Genomic DNA, 18,831 nt, shown 5'->3' on the forward strand with positions numbered 1-18,831 from the left:
CTTCATTCCGATATTCTCCATAACTTTAAAGGTGCAGGATTTCCCGTCATTACTAAAGCAAATCCGCGATTTGACTCATTTTTTTGTAAAATTGAGAACCTAAAACTTAGGCATCTCGTTTACGGAAAAGTACAATAGCTACTGTAATAAAGATCAGTGTCCATAACATTGAAATGCCTGCCCCTTGCATGGGAGTAAGGAAATTTAATTTAACAGAGGAAGGCGGCAAATACATATAATATCCTGCCGTATCTGGAAAGAATTTCCTTATCCTAGGTGGAAAATCTCTCGTCAATGGACTGACAACGAAATAATAACCAAGCAGCACTACTAAAGCAGGAGTGGTTCTTCTAAATAAAGCACCTATAGCTGCACTAAGAAGTGTGGTACATGTTAGATAACCTGTTGTACCTAATAGTGTTTTTATCATCGTGTCTATTTCAATCACTACTGCTGTGTCTCTCATCATCGTAAAAGTATATAGAACACCTGAAGCAGCCATAATAAATGCCGCAGGAATGGTTATAATGGCCAATGCAAAATGCTTCGTGGATAATTGAACCCCCCGCCAAGGTATCGTAGTTAAAGTACTTCGAATCTGTCCACCAGTGTACTCCGAACAAGTAGCTAGTATACCAAGAATAATGAACCCTGCTTGAAGATATCTCATAGAAGCAAGTCCTATATTCAGTATACTTTGCGTTCCTGCTGCCCCTTGTAGACCAACAGAAGTAAAAGCTGCAGCTAACAGTAAATTAAGAATGAATGTACCTGTAAGAGTGAGCCATATTGAAGGTAGTGTAACTAATTTATCCAGTTCAGCGCCAAGGATTCGTGTTATCTTTTTACTCGAAGGGAAACTCATGATGCAACGTCCCTTCTATGGAATACGATAGCTGCAGCAATGAAAAGAACGACGACCCAGGCAAACATGACTAAACCGCCTGTGAACGGGGTGAGAAATCTATTGCTCAGAAACATAAACATTTCAAAGCCGGCCCGATCCGGTAAGTATAACGCCAACTTTGTAACCTTAGAAAGCAGGAAACTGAATGATACAAAGGATGTATTTATGATGAGCACAGCAAGCGGGATCATGCCATGTTTTGTTAGAACAGTAATCCCAAATGCTAAAAGAGCAGTGAATGCCCAGAAACATACTGCACCGAGCAGTTTAGGCCATTCAAATGCAGGGGTGTACTCGCCAAGAACAAGATGCGTAGCAGACACCGTTGTCATAATAGCCACCACACTAAGCAGTATGCTGATCACTGTCACAGCGCCTGCTTTTGCCAGCAAAAAATGAAGCCTTGATGAAACAACCGTTAAACTTGTTGTAATCTGTTGTCCTCCACCGGATTCACTGCTCTCTGTTAAATACTCACTGCTGACAGCAAGCACACCAAGAATAATGACACCTTGCACACCGAGAGCTAATCCAATATAGCCAACTTCCGATAGCCGTGTGCTAACTCCAGCTATAATCTCCTCTTTTTGTGCCATACTGTCCAAGGCGGCAATGACCGCTGGGGCAAATGCTCCGATCAGAAAGGCAAGCCAAATTCCCGGCAGGGAGAACAATTTAGATAGTTCCGCATTGAACGCTCTCATACAACATCACCTGCAAGTCCAGATGTCAGGGCAAAAAAGGCTTCCTCTAGTGTGGAATGGTTACCTATTACTTCTTCCAATGTTCCATCTGCAACGATTTTTCCATGATGAATAATCACCACATCATCAACAGTCTCTGCAAGCTCTCCCATGAGATGACTGGATAGCAACACCGTATTACCAGACGCAGCACGTTCACGTAAAAATGTCCGAATCCAGCGAATTCCTTCCGGGTCGAGGCCGTTTACAGGCTCATCTAAAACCAATATTTTGGGATCGCCAAGCAGTGCAGCTGCCATCCCAAGTCTTCTCCCCATACCAAGGGAATACTTCCCAACTCTCTTACCAGCTGCATTCGTAAGACCTACTATATCCAGCACTTCCTCGACACGTGAGCGAGACAATCCTGCGGCGTGTGCCATCCAAAGCAAGTGCGCCCGTCCTGTTCGCATACGATGAGCTCCAGATCCATCAAGTGCGGCACCTACTGTGGTTAGAGGATTATGTAATTCTGCGAATGGCTTCCCATCAATTAGTGCATTTCCTGAGGTGGCTCGATCTAACCCAAGCAATATTCGAAGAGTAGAACTTTTACCTGCCCCATTTGGACCTAAAAAACCAGTTACTCTACCTGGTCTAGCTTTAAAGCTGATACCTGATAAGATTTCTTGAGTCCCGCGATGTTTGACGAGGTTATTAAATGTAAGCAACCATAACACTTCCTTTCTGTTATGGTTCTAATTATAAAGAAGCAAGGTTACATCTCGGTTATCATGCTGTTTACTTCTGGGTTAACTCTAGGTTAAGCTCTACCAATAGCTACTCTTGTACCATTTTCATTGGATGTAAAGTCAGCTTTCAGCTTCATTCTTTTCAACATATAATTTGAAGCTGATAAACCAATCCCTTCTCCGCCCTCATAGGATGAGTTATCCATACCTGGACCTCTGTCTGCAACAATAATCAGTTCTTTTTCTACGTCAACCACAATGTTTGTATATTTCCCCTCTGCTGCATGGCGAATAATATTCTGAAATAAATTATCCAGAACTCGTGTCATCCATTTAGGATCTGCTTCCCAATAAAAAGTCTCCTCTGTCGGTAAATCAACCTCGAGCTGAATTTCTTTTTCTTCAAATAGAGGATACCACGCAGCAACTGATGCTCTTACTAAACGTCCGATATCTGTTGAAGTGGTTTGATAAGGATGTTTCCCTGATGTAAGCAATGTGTAGGAAAATAAATCATCCATTAGATCTCCGACTCTAGTAATCGTATGGTTTATCTCTGTTAATGAGTTCAGTCCTTCTAAACTTATAGATTCTTTATTTAATCGGGTGATGTGTCCTCTCAAAATAGTAAGTGGCGTTCGTAAATCGTGAGATAAATTCGCAATGAGTCGTTGTCGTAATAACTCCTCTTCATACTCTCGCTTGCGACTGTCTTCAAGCTGCTGAATCATCCAATTAAAAGAACTTCCTAACTGGTCAATCTCATCCATACGATCCGCTTGAACTGATATGGGTTTAGGAAATGAGTTATTTTTAGCTGAAGATGACATGACTTCCTGTAAGCGGGCGAGACGTTTTTGAAGTTTCAAGAAAAACAGCCAAGATAATATAACAAATGCGACCATAATAAAACCAAACAATAGCACGGAAACGTAAAACAGATTTAACGTATTTACATTTTTTTCATGCGTATTTGAAACCCCAAAAAACGAACTGATGAAAATAAGCATTATCGGAGGAAGAAAGATAAATAGAAAATGTACTTTTAGAAACCGACGAAATAATGATCTATTCTGTTTCATAGTTTCACCCGGTAGCCTATTCCCTTCAACGTTTCGATAATCTCTGGGGAATCTGGATTACGTTCCAACTTTTGACGTAGTCGACGGATATGCACCATTACTGTTTTATCACCCGTTATATAAGCTTCTTTCCAAACTGCTTCATAAATTTGTTCTTTAGGTAAAACTTGATTAGGATGGCGTAAGAAATACATTAAAATTTGATGTTGTTTCCCTGTCAATATAATTTCTTCACCTGTGCGTTTGTCAAATACCATTTGGCCTTCTGGATCTACTTCAATATGATTTCCTAATAAAATGCGTTCGGAATGTGTGACACCACTTCGACGGATTAATACTTCCAATCTTGCAACTAATTCATCCGTATGGAATGGTTTCGTTAAATAGTCATCAGCAAATTGTAAGCCATCTACCTTATCATCGATCGATGTTCGAGCGGATAACAGCAAAATAGGAACCGCAGGAGCTGCCTTTTTTAATCGTTTTCCCACAGTAAAACCATCTAAACCAGGTAACATGATATCCAATATAACGATCTCATGCTGATTTACTTCTTTCTCGGCTTCTTCACCAGAAATCAGCCACTGAACTGAAAATCCTCGCTTTTCCAATTCTTCTTTTAGCAGGCTGCCTATCTTCTCATTATCTTCAATATATAATATGGTTCTTTTCAAGTAACATCCCCCTCTCTAAATTGAGTTCATCACTAGCCAGATTAACACAATATAAATAATCGTTTCCAGTTAAGACAATTTTATTGTTCGCTTACTCTTGTGGTCTTACTTTAATGCTGCTTGTTCATTTTTCGGATTATCCCAGCCCTCAAAAATGTTTTTTTACTTCTGCATGGCAAATACATCAGGATCATGTGATACCTCAAAAATGAAGCTGCCGGTCAGCAACCGGCAGCTTCATACTTGTAAGCTATTCAACTATGGTATCCCGTTAGCTTAGTCGTTCATTCATTTGTTTAAGGTGATGAAAATCGTGGTCAATGAATATCTTCAAGTATTTATCCACTGTAAACTGACGTTTTCCAGAACCAATTGTGAACTTAGCATTACTGTCGATTCCAGATATGGCTTTAATTAATATTCTTCGATTCAGGACAAACTCATCTATTAAAGAACCAGTTGTAGTAAAAACACTTATGTATTCGATGGCTTCTCTATTATGTAAGTCATGATTAGGGAATGCGTTCAAGTTTGCACCCTCATTCATATAGGGGACATGATTCTGTAAAATGAACTTATCCCAATAATATAGATGTCCTATGATTTCCTTGACTGACCACTTACCTTCACTTATTGGCTCAAGAAGACGTTGTTCATCGAATTCCTTATACTTTAGTATTTCTTCTGCTGTCTGATCATAACTTAAAGCTGCTTTATTACTCATTTATTAACCTCCATTTCAGATATGGATAAGTTAATTTAACCCAATAACAACGCATATGTAAAGAACGTTAGTTATGACTTTTGTGCCTCGGATTACATGGGGTTTTGACAACAACATATATCAAAACACAAAAAAACCGCGGCTAAGCGGCACTAAAGGCAAATATGTTCTTGTCGACGGACGTCCAGCTCTTCGCAGAGTTCATTCGTAGGCAGCAGCCAAGCTTGAGGAGAAAAGGAAAAACCAGCTTCCGCGCGGAAGCTGGTTGGCTGCTAATTATACTCCATCGTCACGGTCCCGGCATATTGGGGCACGTTCTCCTTGGACAAGTTCAGCGTTTGAACGTGAGTCGTCTTCGCCTCTACAGCCTGAAGAAACTTATCCACCTTAGCGAAGAACAATCGTCCGAGTAGGCCGAGCGCCTTCGTGCTGTAGTGCATCGGAATCGCCACGGTCGCCTGCAATTGCCGCATCACCTGTGCCGCCTCCGCCCCGTCCAGCGTCATCCTTCCGCCCACGGGAACGAGGAGGACATCCACCGGGCCGATGGCGTTCACTTGCTCCTCTGTTAACAGATGGCCCAGATCCCCGCAGTGACAGATCGTCAACCCGTCCATCCGGAAGCGGAACACGATGTTCGGGCCTCTTTTCTGACCGTTCACCTTGTCGTGGAACGTGCGAAAGCCGCTAATATCCACGTCTCCTACGCTGTACTCCTTCGGCTCGTTCACGACCAAGTAATCGCCTGAGGCGGCTTGAATCTTATTGTGATCGCCGTGATCGTGGGTCACGACGACGATGTCCGATTCGATCGGGACCGGCATGCGGTAGCCGAGGAACTTGTAGTAAGGATCGATAAGAATCCTGGTTCCGGCGTCCGAGGTGAACTGGAATGACGAATGGCCATACCACTTGATCTGCATGATTTGATGCGCTCCTTTCGTTTATCGGGTCGCGACTCCGGCCCCTTGTTCCCCTGAAACTATTCTTATACACGTTATAGTAAGCCCACGCCGCATTGAGCAGCAGCAACGCCGCCGTCGCAAGAAAGACGAATCTCGGCACCAAACCATGCCGCTACTAAAATCCTAAACACAGTTCAAAGGTGTTTTGCCATAAAAAGTATAGAATAGTACGCCAAAACAGATAGTATATACATTTCTCTCTGGGTCGCTTTTAGCTTTGGCACTGCATGCAATTTGTACCTTTAGCTTTGTTTCTGAGCTTTGTTTCTGGGCGTTATTCTAGCAATTTCTCGCTCTGCAGCTTGCAGTACACTTTGAAGTAAACCCAAATGGCATTCATTAAGAGCAACGCGCCAGTAACAAGGAAAACATATCGGACGCCGAAATGCCCTGCGATTTGACCGCCAAGCACCGAACCGCCAAAGACGCCGAGATAGGCAGCCGACATATTCAATCCGAACACGCGGCCGGTCAGATTGGACGGGGTGATTTTCTTCAGTAAGACGTTGACCGAAGGATTTAGCCCGCCTGCCGCCAATCCTAGCAGGAAGCGAAGCGCCATCAGTTCCCAAGGATTGTGGACGAACGCCTGCGGGATGAACAATATACCGGCCACGATCAGCGTGAAGAGCATGATCTGATGTGCCCCGATCTTATCTGACAGCTTCCCCAACCGAGGAGCAGCAATGATAGTAGCCAATCCCGAAGCCGAGAAAATCGCTCCTGAGATCAATGCGACGTGGCCCAGATGATGAGCGATTTGATCGACAAAGACCGTAAGCACTGGTTGGACCGAATACGTGGCGATCGACATTACGAAGTACGTAATGAACAAGGTGATCGTTAAGCTTGGCTGCGGAACTTGAGCCCAGAATTCCTTGAAGCTCGGCACCTTTTTTTCCGTACGGACGAACGTCTCTTTCACGAAGAATAAGGTCGTCAGGAAGGCGATGAACATGAAGCCACCCGTGATGTAGAAAATGTTCTGCATCCCAAAATGCTCTTCGATTAAGCCCCCGATCAACGGTCCGAGCAGGGAGCCCGCGATGTTGGCCGTTGATAACGTGCCCAGAGCCCAACCCGAATGTTCCTTGCTCGTCTGGGTCGCGATCAGCGTTGTGCAGGCTGTGCCATAGCCTGTAATGACGCCTTGCAGCAACCTTAAGCTGATCAGCCAGTAGACATTCGGCGCGAAGCCCATGCAGCCGATGACGATCGCCATGCCAAGGCTGGCTCTGAGCAGCATAGGCTTGCGACCGTATTTGTCTGCCGCGCGTCCCCAGATTGGCGAGAATATGGCGGAGATAATATAAGTCACACCAAATGCGACGCCGGACAATTGGGAGATCCAGGATGCGTTCTCAACACCGAGCTGCTTAATAAAGAGAGGCAAAACAGGCGCAATCTGGCTCATGCCTACACCCGTCATGAACATGCCGAACCAGCAGACCCATAAATTTCTTTTCCATATCTGCATTACAAATGCGCCTTCTTTACACCAAAGTATCGACCCACGCGTCTACCGTCACAACATCCGCCCGTTTGGTGAATACTTTCTCGATCAGAACGCGGTGCACTTCTGGATCAGGATCGAAGCAAGCATCGGATAGAACGGTAAGCTGATAATCTTTGTCCGCTGCTTCCGTCAATGTCGACAGTACAACGCCGCTCGTGGAGATGCCGCTCAGAATAAGCTGGTTGATGCCCTTAGCGCGAAGAATCATCTCCAGATCGCTGCCGGCGAAGGCACTGACGCGCTTCTTGGTAACGATCGGCTCTCCTGGCTGAGGCGCCAGCTCCGGATGAATTTGCGTCGGCTCGTCGTTCACCGTCATGCCGCCGTATTGAGCCGCTCTCGCGAGCATTCGGTTCATCGGGCTGATCTCCGGATAGCCTTCACGGAAGGCGATTCGCACGAAGATGACCGGAATGTTGTGATTGCGTGCGGCTTCCAGCGCCATCTTGTACGGGAACAGCGCTTGCTTGTCGCCGAGGTGCCCGGCAATAGCGTTCTGCAAGTCCATAACTAACAAAGCAGGATTGATCTGTGTCATTCGTTGAACACTCCTAGTCCATATGATATGATTAAGCGGAGAACCCTCCACTTCATATTAAGCGGAGACATCTCCACTTGTCAACCGTGATCGAAATCGAAATTCAAGGACGTGATGTGCATATGAAAGAAACGGATACATCCCCACCCCGTTCCGAACGCCGCGACGCGGCGGCGAATCGTCAGCGCATCTTGGATGCGGCGCTTCGGCTGTTTGAACAGCATGGTGTAGAAGCCGTCAGCATGAACCAGATCGCATCGGAAGCGCAGGTCGGGCCTGGAACGCTCTATCGCCGATACAAGAACAAAAGTGAATTGTGTCTGGATTTGATCCGCGACAGCGCCGACCTTCTATTCGAAGAATACGAGTCCTACTTGGAGCAACACAGCATGGAGCCGGCGCAAGAGCAATTGAAATATTTTATCCGTTTGTTCATCCGGTTCCGGGAGAAGAAATCGCAGCTCTTGATCGGCGTCGAGGACTCCTCGCAGACAAACCGGCCCAAGTCGCGGACTAGCAGCCCCATCTACAATGAGCTGAACAAAATTTTTGTGTCGTTATTCGATAAGATGGCGGCTTCCGAGACATTAAATGCAGACAGTGACAGTGTTTTTAAAGCCGATATGCTCCAGATGGTGCTGAGCCGTGACTTCTATTCTATCCAAAGAGATGTCCGCGGCCTTTCGCCCGAGTCGATATTTGAACAGATCTGCTTCATGTTCCACTTGTGATGAAGACTCTTGAGAACCCTCCGAATAGATCTCCCTAATAAACAACCCCTAGCGCTCGAACAGTTACGTTCAAGTCTAGGGGCAGTTTATCTAAAAGCTCGTATCCATTCCTTATTTATTTTCCTCAAAATATCAACCTGATTCGAGCGAAGACAATTAACATCGATACGTCAATCAGCTCGCTGTTATGGAGTGCATCGCCCGGGCAGCAGCAGAAGCTCTTTCGGTGCCTAATCGATAACATCGCTACAAGTGTGTATGCTGTCTAGTAATTTTCCCCGCGATAATACCGTTCAAGCTTTTGTTCCAAATGGACGAGCTGGTTTTTCTTCGCTTCAATGTCATCCAGCAGCTTTTGCTTCTGGTCTTGAATCAGTTGAATTCGTTCCGGAAGGGTCGAGGTACCCTCTTTGACCTTGTCATAATACATTTTGATATCTTCCACACTCATTCCGGTTTCACGCAGACATTTGATAAACACCAGCCAATTCAACTCGTTCTCCGTATATAAACGGTTATTCTGCTCGCTGCGCGCAGCCGGTTCCAGCAGTCCTTTTCTCTCATAAAAACGGATCGCACCGATGTTGATTCCGACTGATTTTGCTACTTCTCCGATTGTAAGCATATAACCCCTCATTTATAAAAAAGTTTATGTTGACCTACACTAAGTGTAGCATAGTAACTTATAAATCAGGTAGCATAACCATTATACAGAAAGAGGGATTTGAATGAAAAAAACCGCCTTCGTAACCGGAGCCAATAAAGGAATCGGATTTGAAATTGTTAAGCAGCTGAGTGAAGCCGGCTGGAAAGTCATTCTAGGTGCCCGCAGCACCGAACGCGGCGAAGCAGCCGTATCTGAGTTGACTTCCAAAGGGCTCGACGTAGAATTTGTACAAGTAGACATAGAATCCTTAGAGTCTATTGAACAAGCTGCCAATACGATCCAACAAAACTATCCTGACCTGAAGCTGCTGATTAACAACGCTGGCATGCCTGGTGCATTCTCCCGCTCGTTTATGGATACTAAAGAGGAGAATTTGCGGAACGCCTTTGAAGTTAACTTTTTCGGTACCTTCCGTTTGAACCAGCGTCTGTTCCCGTTGATTAAGAACAACGAAGGAACCATCATCAACGTCTCAACCGACATGGCCTCCCTGGATCATATGCAAAATGCGGAATCCACTCTAAACGCTTTTGATTATAATTCCTCCAAAACGGCAAACAATGCCATGACCTTATCGATGGCTTATGAAGTTAGAAACAGCGGTGCTCAAGTATTTGCGGTAACGCCAGGGTTTACAACCACCGATCTCAACGGCAATGCCGCAGGCGGTAAATCCAAGGAAGCCGCTGCTGCCATTATCGTGGGTTATGCTATAGATGGCAAACGTCATAACGGCGAGTTTCTGGATGAGAAAGGCATTTACGCTTGGTAATTAACTTCTAAGCCTTGCGTTTAGCAGGCTCCTGGTCTAAAACATGCAGTTCAGAGAAGGGAGATCCCAGAGGGATTTCCCTTCTTCGTATTATTTAGGATGCTTTTGAATGATACCGGAATAAACTCTGACTTTTGTATTTCACTCCACCCTTTTGCCGTTCTCATCGTTGTAAATTTTACTGGTTTCATTATCACATCCGGTTCACCTCTGAAAAGCGGCTATCCGCTCCTTTCATTAAGCTTCCGCCTTGATTTTTCAGATACATATCGAAGAAATCCAGCATATAGGCATTGATAACGGTGTTCGCTCTTTCCGGCGCTATCTTTCCTGTAATGCCCAGCATCTTAAAAATCGGAGAAATGAACTGTACGTCAGTAAAATTCAAATGCTCCGTATTCTCGATATAGAGGACTTGTCCCCCTTCCTCGACTGTTTCGCGCATCCGTTCAAGCTCCACCTTTTTATCCGCCGCCACTTGATCCTCCCACTCTCTTGTTGACCCCATACGGTTAAGCTCTGCATCCGTGTAGACCTGGTTATCCATCACCCTTGTTAATTGTTCGAAATAGCTTTCCGAGTTGATGAATAAAAATGGCTTTCGCAGCCCCTCTTTGTCACGCAGACGATATAGCCCTCCATCAAGGTCTATTCCCACGGCAATGCGCGGATCGTAAGCAGCATCATAGGCCGTCGCTCCGCCAATGGAATGACCGAACACCCCGACATGACCGAGATCAATCCTTCCATGTAGTTGACTTGGTATCTGCCCCGATTGGATGAGCTCGAATTGGTCCAGCACAAAAGCCACATCGTCGGTTAACACTTTTCCCAACTTGTCGCGATTCTCTCTTTCCGTCGCGTAATCATGGTCGGGCGAGAATAAATTGTCGGTTGTGCTGGTCGTGATTCGACCGTCCGGAAACTTGGTTGCAAATGTATTGTAGGTGTGGTCGATCACGGCTACGATATATCCGTGACTCGCTAGATTTTCGGCTTGCGACGTGTGGAGGAACCTGGAAGAACCGTTACCGGGATTCGCAAGAATCAGCGGGTATGATGTCTGTGCCGAAGATATTTCAGCATCCGAATAAGCATGACTGGATACATACTTCAGGTGTTGAAATGTAAACCCGGGAAGGCCATAGTTCGCAGCCATATAACGTAAAATCGGGGTATTGGGAATAAAGGGAGCGTATTTGCCAGTGCCTGCTTGAACTGGATACCATACCTGAACCATCAACTCTCTCTTACGATCTCTAGCTTCGTCGAAAATCTCTTCCCTTTTTGCATCCACGAGATGAAAAGTTTGAGTACCCACCTTAAAATTGCCTGTCGGCTCAGGTAGTTTAAACACCGGGAAAGCATACATGAGACCCGCTGTGACGACCAGCATGATCGCTATAGCGGTATAAACTGAACCCAACATAAATCGTGGGATTTTCATTGGACCTTTTTTATTAAAATAACGATAACCTGATATGGCTAAAAACATGATCGTTAAACCATACGAGAATAAGAGCTGAACTCTGTATCCTTCCACCGTCCAATGAATGACCAGTACAAGTGTGGCGATCCCGCTTACAACGAATACTGGAACTCTACGCCGTCCTTTTTTCAATAGGACTGTTATGATAAACAAGCCGATGTTTGACAATAAAAGCAACAGTTCAAACAGCCTCATCTCGATTCCTCCATTAAGAAAATCTTTTCGTTTGCTCCAATGTTATCCTGCGAGGCTGGCCTAAGCTATCGACTTTCCTTACATCTCCCTTTCAAATTAGTAAGACGCTTACTGTCTACGCAATCATCCATACAAAACAAAAAAAGCCCCGATCATGAGTCGGGGTCATTGTAAAAGCCCTGAATGTAAAGAGGTACTTGTTTTTTCCTGCTTTTTGCTAGGACTGCTCGCCCGGCACGTTCATATTTACTTTCTGTTCATCTAATGTTCCTCGTTCGCTTAATCTACTAACATCTAAACTATAGTAGCACGGTATCCGGTTTTCTTACCTTTTTCAACTGCTTCAATATAGCCATCAAAATAATATGGAATCTCATCTTCTTTACCGTTCTGGATTCGGCCTTTAACTTTATCAAATGCAAATATAGAAATTGAATAATCAGGCTCACCGGTAACTAAAACAGGTTGGTCTCTATCCTGTACCCAATAGTATTGGCCTCCATAATTCCTTCTTGCCACTTCAAAGATGTAACTTCCAGCCATAGACGAAACAGAATTCAATGCATCGTTATCCAGTTTATAATCACATAACTCTTCGAGAATATCGTCTAGCTTTCGTAGACTTTGGATACTAAAATCAAAATGACCCCGATCCGAAAAATTTTCCGCAAAGCTCTCCGCTGTTGAAATAATGTCTTGTTCTAATCGATTTTTCATAAACTCTATTATCATTTCCTCCTTGTTCACTCTGCTTCAACAGTATGGGCAGAAAATGTGGATTTAAGTGAAGACCAAACAAGTTGGAACCTTATTGGAGAGAAGTCTCTAGAACATTATTTGGTCATTTGTCATATGTATGCATTACTGCCATGCGGCTTTTAAGCGTAAATTTACTTGTGTTCTTACAAAAAACCGTCATGGATTCATGAGACTGACTTATCGATTATCCAAATTATAACAATATCCCTTTAATAGTACTCCTGAGGCTGGACTAAAATCAAGATCTTGAAAGCGAGTAAAGCCAAGACGCTCATAGAGACGAACAGCAGAATGCATTTCGTCCTTTGTGTGCAATCCTATTGCCCTCTCGCCATTAGCTTGAGCGCGTCGTATACATTCCTGTACAAGCAAAGCTCCTACTCCATGGCCACGCATCGACGGATGCACGGCAAGCAATCGTAACTCAGCCCAACCAGGATTACGAACTACCCTTTCACTTGCACTAGATGTTGAATGATACAATAGAACACTACCCACGATATTTCCGCCAGACTCAGCGACAATTCGCTCTACAGATTCTTTTATTCCAAGCGTCGTCACTAATCTCCGATTATACTCTTCGCGCATTGAACCACTCATTGTTCGGGCATATTCCTCATATGCCTCTTCTACTATTGCTCTTATGATGTCTTGCTCAGATTCCACGGCATTTCGAATAAATATTTTATTGATATCAGTCATCTTTTCCTTATCTCCTTTACTAATAAAGGCATTAACCTAGTGCAAACTATATTTTAGTACTGTACACGTGCATATTAACCTTAGTATATACTTTGGTTTAAAAAATAGGTGGGTCAAGAATGGTTATAATTAAAAGTTGTATGCACGGCAATCGCTCTAATGTATTCTTTCGCTTTGGAATTTCGAATCCATCAGAGTCCCCTAATGCTTGTTCTGAAGAATAAAAGTTATATAATGCCTCTCATTAAAACTATCCTATGAAGTAATTTAAAGCAGGTGGTCATTCTAGCCGGCTACTATCTTATCATGATAGAACTACTTGCGAAACCCGGGAACGGAGGGTCCAAATGGACGTCGAATTGGCTTCGGTAAACCATATATGTTATTGTCGTCGGGTTTGACAAGAACATATATCGTTAAAACAAAAAAAGCCGCAGTTACGCGGCTATTAAGCGTATATGTTCTTGTCGTCTTACACCTATAAGCAGGTTTTAACGCATTCAACCTTGCAGTTGAGAAATCGACTCTTTCAGGACCTCTCTAAAACTTTTCGGAGGCCGGCCGATCAAATCAGCCAGAGCAGGATCGACTTGTGCGAAGTCGCCATGACGGCTTGCCAGAAACATTCCCATCCGCATATTTATACTCGCTTCCGGCACGCCTTGAGCCATCATGCGGTCTCGAAACTCTTCGTCCGACACAACGATTCGGCGGATGGTCCGCCCCAAGACCTCGGAAGCGATTGTCGCAATCCCTTCCATGTCAATGGCCTCGGATCCCGTAAGATTGGGGGTTATGCCATCCAGTTTCTGCTCGCTGATGATCGCCGCCGCAGCCTCGGCCAAATCGGAGTGGGCTGTCCAGGCAACCGGACCATCCTCAGGTGCGATCAGTTCCCCTGTTTTTATGGCTCCACCGATCAACAGGAGTGCCGATGCGGCGTAGTAGCCATTACGGAGCGATGTGAAGGCCATACCTGAAGCATTGAGCAATTTTTCGGTAGCCGCATGGTGAATCATTGGAGCGAAGTGTGAGGTTGGGGAAGAACCTATATGACTTGTGTATAGCACCCGAGTAACCCCTGCCCTCTTTGCCGTGTCAATCGCGGTTTGATGCTGCTGAATGCCATGCGGGATGTCAGCCTCGCCCATGATGCCGGACGAAACGATGAGTACCTGTGAGGCCCCCTCAAAGGCGTGGTGCAGACTCTCGGCATCGTCGTAGTCTCCCCGACGGACACGAACCCCACGTTCTCGAAGCTCTTGTGATTGATTCGGATCACGGACGCTGACACCGATCTCCTCGGCAGGTACGCGCTTGAGTAGTTGTTCTACCACGACCCGCCCCAATTTCCCATTGGCTCCGGTAACGATAATCATAACAAACAACATCCTTTCATTTGTATGATCGTGTTTATACGCGAACAGTCTTCCCGTTTCTAAATTGCATATTGGGAAAAGAAGCGCCGGCGATCTCCTGTTCTGGTAATGCATCTTCAATTTCCCTGATATCTTCTTCGGTCAATTGAATATCGAGTGATTGCAAAGCTTCTTGAAGATGAACCGGCGATACGGTACCGATAAGCGGTATGATGTCTTCACCTTTGGATAATATCCATGCAAACGCCAGTTGGGATAACGTCATTTGTTTTTTTACGGCGATCCCTTCGAGTTTTTTGGCCAGGGCAACGTTCTTTTCTATATTCTCTTCAAAAAACAACGGAACATAGCCGCCCTTGCTCTTTTCGATCCGCTCATCTGTCCATTGGCCGGCAAGAAGACCATGAGCCAATGCCCCAAAAGCAACAACGCCGATGCCCAATTCCCTCGCAGTCGGCAAAAGTTCTTTCTCGATGCTTCGGTTAAAAAGCGAGTATTCGACTTCCACCCAGCTGATCGGATGCGTGGCATGCGCTCTTCTCAACGTCTCTGCGTCAACTTGGCTGACTCCAATCTGTCTGACATAGCCGGCCTTAACCAAATCGGAAATGGCGCCGATCGTTTCTTCTACAGGAATACCCAGATCAATTCTTGCCGGCTGATACAGATCAATATAGTCAAGATTGAGTCGTGTGAGCGAATAGGCAAGATAGTTTTTAACATGTTGTGGGGAAACATCCAGTCCGTACAAGGAGCCGCTTGGCGTATTCAATGCACCGAACTTCAGTGATATAAAATAGTCATCCCTTTTGAACCCCTTGAGCGCTTCGGCGATGACCATCTCGCTTCGGCCGGCACCGTAAAAGTCCCCTGTGTTGAGATGGTTGATTCCACTCTCAAAAGCGGTATGAATAGCAGCAATGCCTGCACTTTTGACAGCTTCATTGACATTGGACATATGGCCGCAGCCGAGTCCGATTCTGGATAGCTCCAGTCCGCTTGGTTGATCATTCATTATGGAAACCTCCTGAACTTTAAAATAAAATTATGTAGTCATCTACATATTTGTTCAAAAAATAATCAAATGTGGTAAACTCATCCATTCGGCGGCTATTTTTGGACGTTTTCAAAAGCACGGGTCAGCAAAGAAACAAACATGGCTTTTTCGGCATCAGACATCCCTTGTGTGATCAATTCTTCAGATTTCGAGAAGGCATCACTCCTCTCGCTAAGAAACTGTTTGGCTTTATCTGTTATGTCAATACGAAGGTTGCGTCCATCTTTAGGGTTGCTAGTACGCGTGATAAATCCGGACTTTTCCAAACCGTTCAATAAATTTGTCACAGATGGACCGCTTAAAGCCATTGTTTTTTCAAGATACTTTCGATTGATCTCTATATGCTCCTCAATGGATTGATGAATATGCGAGAGAAGAATCGCTTGCGAGCTATTCAAGCCATGGTCCTTCAGAAGCTGGTCGATGATTTCCCGGACCCGTTGTGCAATGACTTTGATGTATAGGCTATAGGGGTACATTTCGAAAACACTTGGCATAGGTTTCTCCTTGAATTCATGTAGATGACTACACTATATATGGGGTAGTTATTTTTGTCAATAACTCGTATGTATTGTACGCCACTGCCCTCAATCCAGCTCTCCTGCAGGGCCTCTATACCCCTTTTATTCACTGAATTTTTCGCAGTTACTTAGGATAACGTTCACCGCACATGAATCGTAAACTACCCTGCCCGTTAGTTTAACCCCGAACAGAAAACAGCCATCTCCCCCTCAGCGGACGGAAATGGCTGATATAACGGTACCGGGTAGACGTTTTGCCGCCGTCAGCGAGCCTTCGCAAGTTTCGTACTGCGAACCGATGCCGCAGCGTATACGACAAGCGCTGTCCAGATGAGCGCAAAGCCAATGAGAAGAACCGGTGAGACCGACTCCTTGAACACGAATACGCTCAGTAACAACATGATCGTCGGCCCGATGTATTGTACGAAGCCGAGTGTAGACAGGGCCATCCGGGCGGCCGCTCGCGCAAAGAAAAGCAGCGGTAGCGCTGTTACCACGCCAGAAAGAAGCAGTTCGACGAATGTGGACACAGGCAGCGTCCATGCCGTCGTTTTTCCCACAGCCGCCAAATAGATCCAGTAGCCAAGCGCAACAGGCAGGACTACAGCCGTCTCCGACAGCAAGCCTACAGAAGCGTCTTGTCCGATCTTCTTCTTCGCGAGTCCGTACAAGCCAAACGTCGCGGCCAGTGAGATTGAAATCCATGGGAACCGTCCGTAGTCGATGGCGATGAGGAGAACCGCGGCGCCAGCAATGGCGATCGCGATCCATTGGCCTCGGTTTGGCTTCTCTCGAAGGAAGACCACCGCAAGCAGCACGTTCACCAACGGGTTCAAATAATAGCCGAGACTTGTCTCGACGACATGGTCGTTGTTAACCGCCCAGATGAAGATGAGCCAATTTGCAGCGATCAGCAGTCCGCTAGCGGTGAGCGACAGCAGGAGCGAGCGGCTAGCCGCAATCCGTTTCATGTCACCCCAGCGACGCTGGACTGCGACGAAAATTCCCATAAAGACGAACGACCAGACAACCCGATGTGACAGTATCTCCCCTGCCGGCACGTCGTTAAACAACTTCCAATAAAGCGGGAGAATCCCCCACATGATATACGCGATAATAGCATTGACCAACCCGTTGTTCATCATCAATTTCCCTCTCCTTACTCCGATGTCTTAACGGATTATACGCCTCGATCATCGTTTAAGTAAAGGGATTAATGTTTTAGCCCAAATAAATCGCCATATGCTCCACTTCAGACCGTTAAATCATTTTCTGATTTTATATGAATCGCTTCTTGTAAAAGTCTTTGGAGAACAGCAGCAAACACGGCGATCACCATAGAGGCGAAAATAATGGTCCATCCCATCGGTATGAAACTGGGAGGGTCAACTTTCCTTCCCATGAGATAGTAGAGTGGCATGCCTAACAGGTACAGGGTACTGATTGTGATGGCACAGTATCTTATATTTTTTAATGCTTTTACCGATAATTCCGAGAACGCTTGGTTCTTATCAATATAGCTTAAAAGTGTAAAGGCCTTATACAGGGCAAAGTAAAAAGGAATCGCTGCTGCGTACATATCCATTAAAACGAGAGATTTCATATAAGCTATTTTGGGATACAATTCTCCAGCAAAATTCCCGATCTTAGGCACTAAAAATATGCAAATTGCGAGAATGGGTATCCCAATCATAATAACAGCCATCTTCAAAAAGAGTGTTGTTCCTCGTTTCATAAGTGCACCTCACTTATTTGATGTCAGTTTTTACTTTGCCACATAATTTATTGTTTTACAATAAATTAATATCGTTTTATATAAAAATAAAAAGCATTTCTCATTACAAAGAAATGCTCTTCCTTTTAAATGTTAAATTTACAACTCATTCAACAAAACTGTCCTTTAGCTTAGCGCCTGCAGCCCAGATATAGCAGCGGTTTAACTCCGGGCCTGCTCATTCACGACCTCATCGATACATTTTGATCCGTTAACCGCTTCCATAACGATAGTTCGTTTGTCCACTTCTCAAACCACTCTTTATCTTTCCAATCCAAGGAGAGATCTATAAGTTCCGGTAAATCGTCCATACATATTACAGCGTTGTTATTCCAAGAAACCCGATCCGTAGAAACTTCGATAATTCCCAAATCATTTGGAATTGTGGCTTGAACCAAAACCGTGGATTCCCGCATCAGCAACAAAAAGCCGGTTACCTTCTGCCCTCTGTAGCTGGCAAATACCCAATCTCCTTCGGTCATCATCCCATCAGCCTCCAATGAGCCTGTTACTTAGAATTAAAGGATCGCCTTTGTTTATGTTTATGCTTAATGTCATCAAATTAGAAAAAAGCGCCCGATTATTCCTAGTTACCTATGGTTAGCGTCTGGTCAGTTTATATTATTGGATCGCGGATCTCTAACTCAAATCAACGTTATCACCATTGGCTTTCTTGGCACGCATGGTGATTTTACCTAAACACTGTTTTGGATTCGAATACCCATGTTCAACTTCACCAAATAACTTGGTTAATAATGACTCAAGCTCACCAAACGCCCTCACTTCAATTTCAACTTTCATGAAGCACACCTCCATAATCATTTCCCTCATCATCCAGGTATGCAATTTCAGCTGATATCTACCTTGTCCTCTGAAGACAGCAAATCCCCCTTCAGAATAAATACTCAAAGGGGGATTTGACTATTTCGCTATTCTAATGCAAG

At 44.9% G+C, this 18,831-nt stretch carries 22 protein-coding genes; 2 read left to right on the plus strand and 20 right to left on the minus strand.

The window, feature by feature from the left end:
- Window positions 1–106: 106 nt before the first annotated feature.
- The 9 genes from GCU45_RS01165 to GCU45_RS01205 form a co-directional block, all read right to left on the minus strand.
- The gene (locus GCU45_RS01165; RefSeq protein ID WP_152397739.1) at window positions 107–865 is read right to left on the minus strand and encodes an ABC transporter permease; all 759 of its coding nucleotides are present in this window, start codon (window positions 863–865) and stop codon (window positions 107–109) included.
- A complete protein-coding gene (locus GCU45_RS01170; RefSeq protein ID WP_152397740.1) occupies window positions 862–1,611 on the minus strand; it encodes an ABC transporter permease in 750 nt (249 codons plus the stop codon). The genes GCU45_RS01165 and GCU45_RS01170 overlap by 4 nt, the downstream gene beginning before the upstream one ends.
- The gene (locus GCU45_RS01175) at window positions 1,608–2,321 is read right to left on the minus strand and encodes an ABC transporter ATP-binding protein (protein ID WP_152397741.1); all 714 of its coding nucleotides are present in this window, start codon (window positions 2,319–2,321) and stop codon (window positions 1,608–1,610) included. Before GCU45_RS01175 ends, GCU45_RS01170 begins: the two co-directional genes overlap by 4 nt.
- 92 nt (window positions 2,322–2,413) lie before the next feature.
- Window positions 2,414–3,424, minus strand: coding sequence for a HAMP domain-containing sensor histidine kinase (locus tag GCU45_RS01180; RefSeq protein ID WP_152397742.1), 1,011 nt, complete (start codon window positions 3,422–3,424; stop codon window positions 2,414–2,416).
- Window positions 3,421–4,098: a response regulator transcription factor gene (locus GCU45_RS01185; protein WP_152397743.1), complete on the minus strand. Its 678-nt coding sequence runs from the start codon at window positions 4,096–4,098 to the stop codon at window positions 3,421–3,423. Before GCU45_RS01185 ends, GCU45_RS01180 begins: the two co-directional genes overlap by 4 nt.
- A gap of 271 nt (window positions 4,099–4,369) precedes the next feature.
- Window positions 4,370–4,822, minus strand: coding sequence for a DinB family protein (locus GCU45_RS01190; RefSeq protein ID WP_152397744.1), 453 nt, complete (start codon window positions 4,820–4,822; stop codon window positions 4,370–4,372).
- A 272-nt stretch (window positions 4,823–5,094) separates the two neighbouring features.
- Entirely contained in the window at window positions 5,095–5,745 is a 651-nt protein-coding gene (locus tag GCU45_RS01195; protein ID WP_152397745.1) for an MBL fold metallo-hydrolase, read from the minus strand.
- Window positions 5,746–6,061: 316 nt separating this feature from the next.
- Window positions 6,062–7,264, minus strand: a complete 1,203-nt coding sequence (locus tag GCU45_RS01200; protein WP_152397746.1) for a multidrug efflux MFS transporter — start codon at window positions 7,262–7,264, stop codon at window positions 6,062–6,064.
- Between the two features lie 16 nt (window positions 7,265–7,280).
- Window positions 7,281–7,841: a cysteine hydrolase family protein gene (locus GCU45_RS01205; RefSeq protein ID WP_152397747.1), complete on the minus strand. Its 561-nt coding sequence runs from the start codon at window positions 7,839–7,841 to the stop codon at window positions 7,281–7,283.
- Window positions 7,842–7,927: 86 nt separating this feature from the next.
- Between GCU45_RS01205 and GCU45_RS01210 the strand changes: the two genes are divergently transcribed.
- The gene (locus GCU45_RS01210) at window positions 7,928–8,572 is read left to right on the plus strand and encodes a TetR/AcrR family transcriptional regulator (RefSeq protein WP_244364576.1); all 645 of its coding nucleotides are present in this window, start codon (window positions 7,928–7,930) and stop codon (window positions 8,570–8,572) included.
- 265 nt (window positions 8,573–8,837) lie between these two features.
- Here GCU45_RS01210 and GCU45_RS01215 read toward each other — a convergent pair whose 3' ends face one another.
- Window positions 8,838–9,197: a MerR family transcriptional regulator gene (locus GCU45_RS01215; RefSeq protein ID WP_076165102.1), complete on the minus strand. Its 360-nt coding sequence runs from the start codon at window positions 9,195–9,197 to the stop codon at window positions 8,838–8,840.
- 103 nt (window positions 9,198–9,300) lie between these two features.
- Here GCU45_RS01215 and GCU45_RS01220 point away from each other — a divergent pair, with 103 nt between their 5' ends.
- A complete protein-coding gene (locus GCU45_RS01220) occupies window positions 9,301–10,011 on the plus strand; it encodes an SDR family NAD(P)-dependent oxidoreductase (protein WP_152397748.1) in 711 nt (236 codons plus the stop codon).
- A 193-nt stretch (window positions 10,012–10,204) separates the two neighbouring features.
- Here GCU45_RS01220 and GCU45_RS01225 read toward each other — a convergent pair whose 3' ends face one another.
- From GCU45_RS01225 to GCU45_RS01270, 10 genes are all read right to left on the minus strand, one after another.
- Window positions 10,205–11,695 carry an alpha/beta hydrolase family protein gene (locus GCU45_RS01225; protein ID WP_152397749.1) on the minus strand — a complete coding sequence of 497 codons (1,491 nt, stop codon included), beginning with the start codon at window positions 11,693–11,695 and terminating at the stop codon, window positions 10,205–10,207.
- 294 nt (window positions 11,696–11,989) lie between these two features.
- On the minus strand, window positions 11,990–12,427 hold the full coding sequence (locus GCU45_RS01230) for a hypothetical protein (RefSeq protein WP_244364377.1): 438 nt from the start codon (window positions 12,425–12,427) through the stop codon (window positions 11,990–11,992).
- 204 nt (window positions 12,428–12,631) lie between these two features.
- Window positions 12,632–13,156 (minus strand): GNAT family N-acetyltransferase, encoded by a 525-nt coding sequence (locus GCU45_RS01235; RefSeq protein WP_152397750.1) that lies wholly within the window; start codon window positions 13,154–13,156, stop codon window positions 12,632–12,634.
- 500 nt (window positions 13,157–13,656) lie between these two features.
- A complete protein-coding gene (locus GCU45_RS01240; RefSeq protein ID WP_152397751.1) occupies window positions 13,657–14,535 on the minus strand; it encodes an SDR family oxidoreductase in 879 nt (292 codons plus the stop codon).
- Window positions 14,536–14,569: 34 nt separating this feature from the next.
- Complete coding sequence (locus GCU45_RS01245) at window positions 14,570–15,550, minus strand: aldo/keto reductase (protein ID WP_152397752.1); 981 nt, start codon at window positions 15,548–15,550, stop codon at window positions 14,570–14,572.
- A 95-nt stretch (window positions 15,551–15,645) separates the two neighbouring features.
- The gene (locus GCU45_RS01250; protein WP_152397753.1) at window positions 15,646–16,089 is read right to left on the minus strand and encodes a MarR family winged helix-turn-helix transcriptional regulator; all 444 of its coding nucleotides are present in this window, start codon (window positions 16,087–16,089) and stop codon (window positions 15,646–15,648) included.
- A 287-nt stretch (window positions 16,090–16,376) separates the two neighbouring features.
- Window positions 16,377–17,255: an EamA family transporter RarD gene (rarD, locus tag GCU45_RS01255; protein ID WP_152402687.1), complete on the minus strand. Its 879-nt coding sequence runs from the start codon at window positions 17,253–17,255 to the stop codon at window positions 16,377–16,379.
- Window positions 17,256–17,365: 110 nt separating this feature from the next.
- Window positions 17,366–17,848 (minus strand): DUF2975 domain-containing protein, encoded by a 483-nt coding sequence (locus tag GCU45_RS01260; protein ID WP_152397754.1) that lies wholly within the window; start codon window positions 17,846–17,848, stop codon window positions 17,366–17,368.
- Window positions 17,849–18,069: 221 nt separating this feature from the next.
- Window positions 18,070–18,372 (minus strand): IDEAL domain-containing protein, encoded by a 303-nt coding sequence (locus GCU45_RS01265; protein ID WP_152397755.1) that lies wholly within the window; start codon window positions 18,370–18,372, stop codon window positions 18,070–18,072.
- A 154-nt stretch (window positions 18,373–18,526) separates the two neighbouring features.
- The gene (locus GCU45_RS01270; protein ID WP_167527031.1) at window positions 18,527–18,688 is read right to left on the minus strand and encodes a hypothetical protein; all 162 of its coding nucleotides are present in this window, start codon (window positions 18,686–18,688) and stop codon (window positions 18,527–18,529) included.
- Window positions 18,689–18,831 lie beyond the last annotated feature (143 nt).

Source organism: Paenibacillus cellulositrophicus, assembly GCF_009363095.1.
Classification (GTDB): domain Bacteria; phylum Bacillota; class Bacilli; order Paenibacillales; family Paenibacillaceae; genus Paenibacillus_AQ; species Paenibacillus_AQ favisporus.